This is a genomic window from Mycobacterium ostraviense, assembly GCF_002705925.1.
GTDB classification, from domain to species: Bacteria; Actinomycetota; Actinomycetes; order Mycobacteriales; family Mycobacteriaceae; genus Mycobacterium; species Mycobacterium ostraviense.
Genome location: NZ_NKRE01000049.1, coordinates 1 through 233, shown reverse-complemented (window position 1 = coordinate 233; position 233 = coordinate 1). Strand labels below are relative to the sequence as shown.

The window sequence follows — 233 nt, the reverse complement described above, 5'->3', positions numbered from 1 at the left end:
GCAATATCGCCACCCTGGCCACGGTGTTCGGCAGCGGCAACAGCACCACGGGCGCCAAGGCCGTGGTGCTGTTGCCGCTGCCGAACACCGTGGCCAGGGTGGCGATATTGCCGCCGAGTCCGGTGGAGCCGGCGGCAATATCGCCACCCTGGCCACGGTGTTCGGCAGCGGCAACAGCACCACGGGCGCCAAGGCCGTGGTGCTGTTGCCGCTGCCGAACACCGTGGCCAGGG

The 233-nt window shown here is 70.0% G+C and carries 1 protein-coding gene; it reads left to right on the top strand.

The features are described from left to right. A partial coding sequence (locus tag CDN38_RS29850; protein WP_180276455.1) for a hypothetical protein occupies positions 1 to 233 on the top strand: 233 nt, incomplete at both ends.